Origin of the sequence: Paenibacillus sp. 1001270B_150601_E10, assembly GCF_015558675.1 — a bacterium.
Taxonomy (GTDB): domain Bacteria; phylum Bacillota; class Bacilli; order Paenibacillales; family Paenibacillaceae; genus Paenibacillus_B.
The window spans coordinates 75834-85965 of sequence record NZ_JADMOL010000014.1 but is presented as its reverse complement, the minus strand read 5'-3'; the positions used below and the strand labels follow the sequence as shown (position 1 = coordinate 85965).

At 46.8% G+C, this 10132-nt stretch carries 10 protein-coding genes and 3 riboswitches; of the genes, 3 read left to right on the top strand and 7 right to left on the bottom strand.

The window, feature by feature from the left end; translation table 11 throughout:
* Positions 1 to 13: 13 nt before the first annotated feature.
* The 4 genes from I2H74_RS21520 to I2H74_RS21505 all read right to left on the bottom strand — a co-directional run bounded on the left by I2H74_RS21520 (position 14) and on the right by I2H74_RS21505 (position 4163).
* A complete protein-coding gene (locus I2H74_RS21520; protein WP_195576301.1) occupies positions 14 to 1426 on the bottom strand; it encodes an NCS2 family permease in 1413 nt (470 codons plus the stop codon).
* Positions 1427 to 1575: 149 nt separating this feature from the next.
* Positions 1576 to 1676, bottom strand: a riboswitch (purine riboswitch).
* A 299-nt stretch (positions 1677 to 1975) separates the two neighbouring features.
* Positions 1976 to 2923: a DMT family transporter gene (locus tag I2H74_RS21515; RefSeq protein WP_195576300.1), complete on the bottom strand. Its 948-nt coding sequence runs from the start codon at positions 2921 to 2923 to the stop codon at positions 1976 to 1978.
* A gap of 120 nt (positions 2924 to 3043) precedes the next feature.
* A riboswitch (FMN riboswitch) is annotated at positions 3044 to 3198 on the bottom strand.
* 45 nt (positions 3199 to 3243) lie between these two features.
* Entirely contained in the window at positions 3244 to 3465 is a 222-nt protein-coding gene (locus I2H74_RS21510) for a hypothetical protein (RefSeq protein ID WP_195576299.1), read from the bottom strand.
* Positions 3466 to 3632: 167 nt separating this feature from the next.
* The gene (locus tag I2H74_RS21505; RefSeq protein WP_229106923.1) at positions 3633 to 4163 is read right to left on the bottom strand and encodes a PadR family transcriptional regulator; all 531 of its coding nucleotides are present in this window, start codon (positions 4161 to 4163) and stop codon (positions 3633 to 3635) included.
* Positions 4164 to 4388: 225 nt separating this feature from the next.
* On the opposite strand from I2H74_RS21505, the gene I2H74_RS21500 reads away from it, so the two are divergent.
* Positions 4389 to 5957, top strand: a complete 1569-nt coding sequence (locus I2H74_RS21500) for an MFS transporter (RefSeq protein ID WP_195576298.1) — start codon at positions 4389 to 4391, stop codon at positions 5955 to 5957.
* Positions 5958 to 6157: 200 nt separating this feature from the next.
* A complete protein-coding gene (locus tag I2H74_RS21495; protein WP_195576297.1) occupies positions 6158 to 6676 on the top strand; it encodes a DinB family protein in 519 nt (172 codons plus the stop codon).
* 83 nt (positions 6677 to 6759) lie between these two features.
* On the opposite strand, the gene I2H74_RS21490 is transcribed toward I2H74_RS21495, so the two are convergent.
* A complete protein-coding gene (locus I2H74_RS21490; protein ID WP_195576296.1) occupies positions 6760 to 8100 on the bottom strand; it encodes an alanine/glycine:cation symporter family protein in 1341 nt (446 codons plus the stop codon).
* Positions 8101 to 8244: 144 nt separating this feature from the next.
* Positions 8245 to 8359: riboswitch (glycine riboswitch) on the bottom strand.
* 208 nt (positions 8360 to 8567) lie between these two features.
* A complete protein-coding gene (locus I2H74_RS21485) occupies positions 8568 to 8984 on the bottom strand; it encodes a hypothetical protein (protein WP_195576295.1) in 417 nt (138 codons plus the stop codon).
* A 278-nt stretch (positions 8985 to 9262) separates the two neighbouring features.
* Here I2H74_RS21485 and I2H74_RS21480 point away from each other — a divergent pair, with 278 nt between their 5' ends.
* Positions 9263 to 9748, top strand: a complete 486-nt coding sequence (locus I2H74_RS21480) for an NTF2 fold immunity protein (RefSeq protein WP_195576294.1) — start codon at positions 9263 to 9265, stop codon at positions 9746 to 9748.
* A gap of 82 nt (positions 9749 to 9830) precedes the next feature.
* Here the strand turns inward: I2H74_RS21480 and I2H74_RS21475 are convergent, their stop codons facing one another.
* Positions 9831 to 10055, bottom strand: a complete 225-nt coding sequence (locus I2H74_RS21475; RefSeq protein WP_195576293.1) for a hypothetical protein — start codon at positions 10053 to 10055, stop codon at positions 9831 to 9833.
* Positions 10056 to 10132: the final 77 nt, after the last annotated feature.

The following is a 10132-nucleotide window of genomic DNA, read 5'->3' as shown; positions in this document are numbered from 1 at the left end:
CCATCAAAAGCGATTAATGTCCGCCGCCCATCATCACATAGCGAGCAAGCACGAGGACGAACAGGACCCACATCAGCCAGTGAATCTTGTATTTATTCTCGGACTTCGTAAATGTATTGGAAACGAAAGCAAGCAATACATAAGACAAGATACCGAAGGAAATACCGTTCGCGATGCTGTATGTGAATGGCATAAAGGTTACTGTCATGAACGCCGGAATACCGATAACCAGATCCTTAAAGTTGATCTCGCTAACGGATTGCATCATCAACACCCCTACGATGATCAGCGCTGCAGATGTCGCTGCACTTGGAATCAACGCCACTACTGGAGCCAAGAACAAGGCGAGCAAGAAACATACACCTGTTGTTACAGCCGTAAGGCCTGTACGTCCGCCTTCCGCTACGCCTGCTGTACTCTCAACGAATGCCGTAACGGTAGAAGTACCAAGCATCGCACCGCCGCTTACCGCAACAGAGTCAACCAGCATCGCTTTACCTACGCGCTTCTTGCCTTCAACAGGGTCCTTCATGTAGCCGGCGCGAGTAGCTGTACCAACCAACGTACCAAATGTATCGAACAACTCTACGAAGGTGAATGTCAGGATAATGGATACGATTCCGACACCCATAATGCCTGCAAAGTCAAATTCAAAGAAGTGAAGCTGTGTGAAGTCTGGAATCCAAGGTGCCTTCTCGGATACAGCACCAATCGTGCTGAAGTCGACAACGCCCATCGGGATACCGATCAAAGTCGTACCGACGATACCGAACAGGATCGCACCCTTCACGTTAAGTACCATCAGGATGGAGATCAAGGCCAGTCCAATAATCGTAAGCAGCACGCCTGGATCTGTAAAGCTTCCCATTCCGAACACAGATTCGAATCCAAGCAAGGAAGTAAATGTGCCTGCTGTTACATCATTCAACGTTTCCACTGACACGGAAAGCAAGCCGCTATTTTTCAAACCAACAATTGCAATAAACAAACCGATACCAACCGTGATTGCATGCTTAAGTCCGTCTGGAATCGCATCAATCAGCATCTGGCGAACATTCGTTATCGTTAACAAGAGGAAAATAAGACCGGAAATAAATACAGCGGTTAACGCCATCTGCCAAGTCACTGGATGACCGGTTGCTGCCGTCGAAATAACTACGGATGCAAAGTAAGCGTTAAGCCCCATCCCTGGCGCTACTGCAACTGGGAAGTTAACGAAAATCCCCATTGCAATCGTGAACACGCCTGCTGCGATAGCTGTAGCCAAGAATACAGGGTACCATTCCATACCCGTCTTGCCGAAGGCTGTAAGTGTATCTGGGTTGACTGCCAAGATATAAGCCATCGTCATGAACGTCGTAATCCCTGCCATAATTTCCGTTCTGATCGTTGACCCGTGCTCCTTGATTTTGAAGAAGCGATTCATGAATACAACATCCTCCTCATGAGAATCATTTTTATGAGTTCTGACAACAAAAAATAGCCCAAGGATGGATCCAGGGCTACTTACAGATCAGGGCTTCCGTTCAAAGCAATGTACCCACGCATGCCGAACATGCAGGTCATTCCAATGATCAAGTCCAATGATCTTCTCGTAGCCAGGTCATTTACGGTGACCTCGTAGAGACTCCCAAGCCAATTCTCAGGATTATACGAAAAGCAAAAATGTGTTTTTGTTGTGCTTCTTTATTGTATGAATCAGGTCGAATTTTGTCAACCCTAATTACGAATAATCGCTCTATTTTTTCATTTTAATGTTCGTTATTTGCTTGTGTTTTACAATATAAGTAGTCAATATGATCTATATCACACTCTATAATTCAACTTTCCATCTTGCTAAAGACCCATGAACACTCCTATCTTGAAGCGATTCAACGTTAATGCTATTCGAGAGCGCCTGACATTCCAAGTAAATAAAAAAGGATGACCTCACTGTGCATGCAGTGAGCATCATCCTTGATAAGCTGCCTTCGTGTTAAGCCGCCAGAACTTCTTCCTTCTGTCGGGAAATGAGGAACAGCGTGAACCAAATAAAAACAAAGCCGAGGATCTGCGTGATTGTCGCAATTTGCTGGAACGCGATCCAATTGATGATAACGCCAACCATCGGGAAGCTGAGCTCAGCAAGCGTCGCATAGGAGGCCTTCGTTGTGCTCAAGCCTTTATAGTAGAACAGCAGGCTCAGCAAACCAGGCAGCAATGCTTGAAGAACCAGATTCAGAATGACAAGACCGCTTTGCCCCATCGATGCCGGCAAACTCCACGCTTCGCCTTCCCATACCGTAATGCCAAGGAGAAGCGGCAGCGCCAGCACGAAACGCAGCGACGTTACGGTCTCATATTTCATCGACTTCAGCATGTAACTGCCCATGACTGTAGAGCCGCCCCACAATACTGCGGCGCCAATCGAGAGAAGGCTTCCGATCTGGATAAATTCATGCACTTCTTTAAATGGCAAAGACCAGCCGAAGGTAAGCAAATACGTCCCAAACAGTGCCAGAACCAACAGGAAGCCAAAATGCTTCGGCAATTGCTCACGCAGAATGATGCGTGCCAAGATGATCGCAAAGATCGGCTGCAGCTTCTGCAGCAGCAGCACCGCATTCAGGTTCCCGCCTGCAAGTCCTTGCGTAAACAGGATCGTCGCTAATGCCGATCCCCCCCATGAGATAAAGAGCAAAGCCCCGATATGACGAAGCTTTAGTCCCTTCATGTCCTGACGGTTTCGCCATAGTACCGGAATGGCAATAGCCATAATAATAATGTGTTCCAGCAGCACAATCTGGCTGCTCGTAAAGGTGTCTAGCAGGATGACGCGGAAGAGTGGATCGACACCCCACAGCGCTGCTCCGATTACAACAAGCCAGAAGCCTGTGCTGCTTGCTCTTCCTTTGTTCATTGAACGTTCTGATTGACTACTCATGCAAATAACTCCCTCTCGCGAATACAGGACCAAACGGCAAAAAGCCCCGTCACATCGTAAACACGCTGGACGGGGCATAATCAAATAAACCTATTGAGCTGGTACTCAATATGTCTACATGATGATCTTCTTCCATCCGGACTATACCGTCGGCCTTGGAATTGCACCAAGTCAGTCCCAAATGCCAATTGGCATAGGGAGTCGCGGGCTTCGCAGCTAAACATCTCAGATACGTCACCGCCGGTCAGGAATTTCACCCTGCCCCGAAGATCCTTATTCTTATTGTTAATTTGAAATATTAAACGTGATAGGATGCTGATTCACGACTGCCGCTCATCGATATCTGTGATCGTAAAGCGGACTGCCGTAATGTTAACCGTCTTCCCTGTTGCTTGAAGCGCTCTTGCCTGCGCCTCCATCAGGTCGAAGTACTTAAAGTATAATTCCGCTTCATCGAGCTTGGCTGTGATAAATGGCGCTGCTTCTATGAAATATTGTCCATCCTCATACTTCAGCACATGCCCATTGCGCACGCGTGGCACTTCTTTTCACCCCAAATCGAATTTATCATGGAAAGCTTATTACTAAAAGTTAGTTTAACTATAATCCAAACCATTGAAAAATACAATAGTTCCTTTTGGAGAATAGAAAACAACGCCATCCGCCTAGTCGGCATCATATGGCGTTGTGTTCATTGTGAAGCTTTATATCAGAATTGAATCGTTCCATTCTTTAATCCTTCTATGGTATTGCTTAACCAGTGCTCATCACATTCTAACAGCGCAATGCGATGCTGTATGGAGATATCGATACCCGCACCTTGAGCGTGCGGCGGCACTGATTTGAGCATATCGATATATTCCACAACCTTCGCATGCCGTTCTTGAAGGCGGGCGGTAACCTCTTCCACAGGGAGATGATCCATAAACATAATGCTGATATCTCCTTGAGGTGTGAGGTTCTCCATTTGCCCGAGGCTCTTGCGCAGCAAGTCTAGAAAGTACACTTCCCCTTGAGGTGTGATCGTATATACCTGACGCGGCGGGCGATTGCCTTCCTGCTCAATCGTTACGTCTACGTACCCAGCCTTGTCCAGCCTTTTTAATAGCGAATAGGCGGTTGCCTTCTTCATATCCGACACCCGACCCATGTTCTTTTCTATAAAATCATTGATTTGGTAGCCATGCTGGCTTTGTACCATTAGCAATCCAAGCACCAGCAGCTCACGCTCGTCCATCATGGATGTCACCCCCTACCCTCATTATAGTCACACTTGACTATAAGATCAAAAGGAGATATATTTTACTCGTAAACTAATTAGTCATTCATGACTATTATAATTATGATTATTCATTCTTATACTATGTAAAACATTTTTCTTTACTTGCTTGGCTGCTTGAATGCATCCAGCTTTTTTTTTCGTACATGAAGATCTGTTCGACGTAAGATTGAAGGAGGTATACCCATGAACAACAAGGTACGACTTACCATGATAACCCTTATGATCGGTGTCTTTATGGGGGCGCTCGATAACGGGATTATAACCTCGTCGCTAACGACACTTATTCACTCTTTCGGGGTATCCCCCTCTTGGGGAGCATGGATTATTACGATTTACACGTTGGGGCTTACCATTAGTGTTCCGATTGTCGGTAAGCTCTCCGACCGTTATGGACGAAGAATCCTATTCTTAACCGAAATTTCGCTATTCGGGATCGGATCATTATTAGTCGCGCTTAGTCCGACATTCACCTTTCTATTGATCGCCCGCTTCTTTCAAGCACTTGGCGGCGGAGGCATCTTCATCTTGGCCAGCTCCTATATCCTTGATACCTTTCCGAAGGAACGTCAGGGCCGTGCGCTTGGCATGCTTGGCGGGATGAACGGGATCGCTTCCGTACTCGGGCCAAATATCGGTTCTTTTATTCTGTCTGTAGCCGGCACTTGGCACTGGCTGTTCCTTATCAATATTCCGATTGCCATCATCCTGCTTATTCTTGGTGCGAAATCTTTGGAAAAACAAGAGGAGCGCACATCTTCCAGACTTGATATCGCAGGTATTCTAGTTCTCAGCAGCGCGAGCTTATCTTTGATGTATGGACTTACACAGCTAAAAGGAACGTCCTTTAAGGATATTTTTACATCGGTCCCCTTCCTTGCGTTTGTCATGATTGGGATCGTGCTTTATGTGATGTTCTTCTATCTTGAAAAAAGGGTGGAGGCCAAAGGAACTGAGCCAGTGCTGCCCATCAGCATGCTCAAGACACCAACCTATCGCTGGTCCTTGGTATTGGCACTGCTGTCAGGCGGTATTCTAGCCTCCGTTATCTTTATTCCTAGCTATGTGGAGCAGTACTTGGGTGTTGCAAGCTCCATGTCCGGCTATTGGTTTACGCCGCTTGCGTTAGCTGCTGGAGTCGGAGCCGCTATGGGCGGGATCGTGATCGACAAGAAGGGACCGACCTTCACCATGTTTGCCGCAAGCATCATTGCCATGATCGGCTACGCCTTGTTCCCATTATGGGTGGAACATACTTGGCAGATGGTTATAGCGAGCCTGTTCGTCGGCATAGGTTTCGGAACGCTGATCGGCGCTCCGATCAATATCATCGCGACCGAGCATATTAAAGGCAATAAAGGGGTGGCGCTTGCTGGCGTATCCCTAATCCGCCAAATGGGGATGACCATCGCCCCTACGATCTATGCAAGCTTTTTGACGAGAGGGTTCTCACAGTTTGGAGATGTCCTGCAAAGCAATGCGCAGCAGGCAGGCATTGAGCTTACGCCAGGGGCAATGGCTCAAATCCCCACAAATGGGGATATGGCGACCATGATGTCTATGATCGACAAGATCCCATCGCCGCCTGTAAAAGAGCTGCTCCTTAAGACCGTTCATGATGCCGCAGGAATCGGGTTTGACGGGTTATTTTGGTCTGCAACCCTTGTTGCCGGCATCATGCTGCTTGCGGTCATTATCGTTCATCAGGTTCGCAAGCGTACCGTCTCTCAACACGATGCCAGTGTAAATGCGTAAGCAAACGGAATCGAGCATTGAGTTCAATTTATTGCATGCCTTTGGTTAGGCTCTTATTTGCTATATACTAATCATAGATGCACTAAAGGAGGCGTTTTCGATGAAAACGATGATAAAGGCTTGCGGGGATAAACCTAGAGGGTAACGCATCATTCCCCTTAAACTGCGTGTTCCCTCTGCTATGAAGAGGAGAATAACCGTTGAAAAAGAATGAATATGCCATGTACGACTATCATGCATGGGCGAATGAAAAGGTATTTGCACATTTGCTGGAGCTGCCGGTACTCGTGTATCATGAGAAGCTAAACAGTGTATTTCCATCCATCTATGATGTATGGGTGCACTTATATGTTATCGATCGCGGCTGGCTGGCTATACTTGCTGACAGAGGCTTCAAGGAGATGACGCCAGATGCAATTGCAGCATTGCAAGCTTCTACCGAGCGATACACAGAGGAAGCAACCACTAAGGGGCAATCCGTCCAAGGCATGAAGCAGCTATTTTCTGAACTGGGAGATGAATTCAATAAGCTGCTTGCAAACGCAGATCCAGAGGAAATCTGTGCATTCGGCGCCTTTCAAGCTAGCCGTGCTGAGCTAGTTCAGCACGTTGCGAATCACGGAACGTATCATCGCGGCAATATGACGGCGATGCTGCGGCAGCTAGGACATCCGGGGCCGCAAACGGACTACTCGCTTTATTTGTTTTCAAAGCAATAAGCTTATCGCTAGGATGATGGCCTGACAAACAAGAAAGAGCTTAGCGCTGCAGCAGCGGCTAAGCTCTTTTTTTATGCTTTAAGTTATGATTTCAAATGATTCATATATCGCTTCGTCTCGGCAACAACTACACCCGATAGACCGATCAGGGCAATCAAGTTCGGCAGCGCCATCAAGCCATTGACGATATCTGATAGAATCCAAATCACCTCAAGCTTCAGGAACGCGCCCACCGCAATAAACGCTAGGAATAGAATGCGATACGGCATGATCGCTTTCACGCCAAATAGATACTCCAAGCAGCGCTCGCCGTAATAGTTCCAGCCAAGAATCGTCGTAAACGCGAATAAGATCAAGCAGATCGTGAGCATCAGCGAACCATAGGGAATAGCTGCGTCAAAGGCTGCTTGCGTCATCGCAGCACCGCTCAGCGACCCGCTCCATGCACCAGTCACGATCAAGGTCAGGCCTGTCAGCGAACAAATGATGATCGTATCAAAAAAGGTTCCTGTCATCGATACGAGCCCTTGCTCCGCCGGCCACTTGGTCTTTGCCGCTGCCGCTGCGATTGGCGCGCTTCCTAGTCCGGATTCATTCGAGAACACCCCTCTGGCAATCCCGCTTCGAATCGCTAACATCACCGTCGCTCCGAGGAACCCGCCTTGAGCGGCAGTTGACGTAAAAGCACTGGAAATAACCAAGCTCAAAGCATGAGGGATTTGATCTCGGAACACGATCAGCACCGCCAATGAACAACCAATGTAGAGCAAGGCCATAAAAGGCACAACCTTAGTTGTTACCTTCGCGATGCTCTTAATACCTCCGAGCGTCACCATAGCGGTAACAAGCGTGAGAATGATGGCCGTTACGATCGAAGGCACGCCAAGACTTGTGCTAGTCGAACTGACGATCGCATTGACCTGCGGGAAAGTCCCAATCCCAAACAAAGCAACCAACACCCCGCTGCAAGCAAAAAATATCGCAAGCGGCTTAAACCGTTGGCCAAGCCCTCGTTCAATGTAATACATCGGCCCCCCTGAGATCTGTCCTTTCTCGTCTACCTTTCGATACTTTACCGCTAGCAAGCCTTCCGCATACTTGGTGGCCATTCCAAAGAAGGCTGCAATCCACATCCAGAACAGCGCCCCTGGTCCACCCAGCTGTATCGCTGTTGCCACCCCGACGATGTTTCCTGTTCCGACTGTAGCCGCCAACGCCGTCGCTAGCGCTCCAAAGCTGCTGATATCGCCTTCTCCCTCGCTTTTTGCTCCGAATATCAGCTTCAATGCAAGCGGCAATCGAAACACCTGCAGCAATCCAAGCCTTATGGTCAACAAAATCCCCGTTCCGACGAGAAGGATGAGCAGCGGCGGCCCCCATACCCAAGTATTTACTGCTTGCAGTGCCTGTTCCAACCATTCCATGTCCATTTCCCCTTTGTCTCTTATTTGTACCAAACCAAATAAAAAAGAGCCAAATCCATTGATTTGACTCCGGGGACATTTGATGCAGAAATACAACCATATAACGTGAACGAATTCACATTTTATGACATTTCAAAAAAACTTTCTGCGATCTCTGTCCTTTTACCTGAGAGTTTGCACGCACTTCATGAACGAAAGCCATGCTTTGCGTATTGCCCCTTCGGTGCTCCTTATGAGGAGTCTCTCCAGAGTCCTGTCCATTTACGGTCCTGCTATAGGTTAAACATGCAATCCTGCATTTTACCTATAAGCGCCTGAGAGCTTATCCCCTTCGGCTAGACGGTGTCTATCTCCCGCAAACTTCATCCAGTGATCCGTATTGAATTGTTATTGATTATAGGAGGGTTTCTCCCGCTTGACAACCCCAAATAAATTCCAATTGACTTCCAGCTTGCTGCGTTCTCCAACTAAGGTATTAACAACGTATAATCCATGGAGGCAATCACTTCAATGATCTCATCATAGGTCGCAATCACAAAGTGACGGTGCTCCTCGGACAGCTTGGCATTGCTTTCCTGACGCATCGCTTCAAGTCTTGCAGAGGGCTGAATTAAACCAAACGACGCCTCGATTAGGCGCTCTTGGTTGTAGAAGTCAAGTTCCGTACTCTCAACATGAAGCACATTATGGAACGTCCATACAAACGGGATCAGCTCTTCTCCTTCCTCAGGCTCCTGCCCATTGAACAAGGAGTAGTTGAACTCGCCTTTTAGCGTCAGCTTTCGGCTATGGCTCGAATAGATGTATTCATCCATATATATCGCATCTCGTCCTCTAATCACGCCTACTTCCTTCGTGTCCAATGCATGATACGTTCTGTGCACTTCATCTCACTCCCCACTGATAATCAAACGATGTGACCGTAACGAATATTCCAGGACGAATCGAGAATCAACAATCGCAGATTCCTTCTGTAATATCCGTTCTATAGAAATGAACATATGTAAATATAATAGCAGAAAAGCATGTAACTTCCCTGCACAATATTTGACTCTTCTCGTACAGACTTACAGGCCTTTTTGCATGTAGGATTCAAATCAAGACTAAAACCCGTGCTATAATTCAGTAAGAAATGGAGCAACTGGATAAGAGGTGACTCATAATGAGTTTCATGGATGCTTTGGAGAAATGGACAGCGGAGCAGGAGCGAGAACGTAACCGACTTCGGGACCATCAAATCACCGTACAAGTAAACGACAAGAAGAAAAGCAAGCGGAATGTCCATCAAAAGGATATGGTCATCGAATATGGTCTTGTGGAACATGATCTGGATAATGAGCACTTGATTGGAAGGTTCGAGCTTTATTTTGCTGATCGCGATACGCTTATTCAGCAAGATCGGTTTGGTAACAACTTCGCTTTTGGTGAGCTTGCAGATATGCATGCAGCTGCAGCGGCGATCTTCCCCTATTTAGCGGATCATTACCCTTCTATCCTAAAAGAAACGCCATTTGCGATCAGCTATAACCCTATTGCAGAAGCATGGATGATAGAAGGAACACTTCCTCCAGGAACTCTAGGCGGAGTCATATATATTGCGCTAGCAAAAGAGGATGGAAAGCTTCTTATGATGTTTGGCACAAGATAAACGCAAAAGGCTTCTTCCATCCTTCTTATGGTTCGCTGCCAAAGATATCTTCCGGTTCCGCGTCGATGTACAGCGCTATTTTTTATTCCAATTTTTTAGAAAGATACAGAATTTCCAGCAGTACCTTATTCGTCTTATTGCAGTATGATAGTCCCCATTCTGTTACGGTTGTCGAATCGCCATCGTTAACAAAGCAAGAAAGAATCTCGTGTACATGTTTATTACCTATAGCTGCTTTAATGCTGCTTCCTTCAATAAACAACACCTTGTTTGTATGAAAATCTTTAATTGCCCATGTTTTTTTCATTCTATATTCGAGTATCCTTTCACATGAATACTTCCATTATATGATGAATGAACTATATCAAGTTGGATAAGTTATTA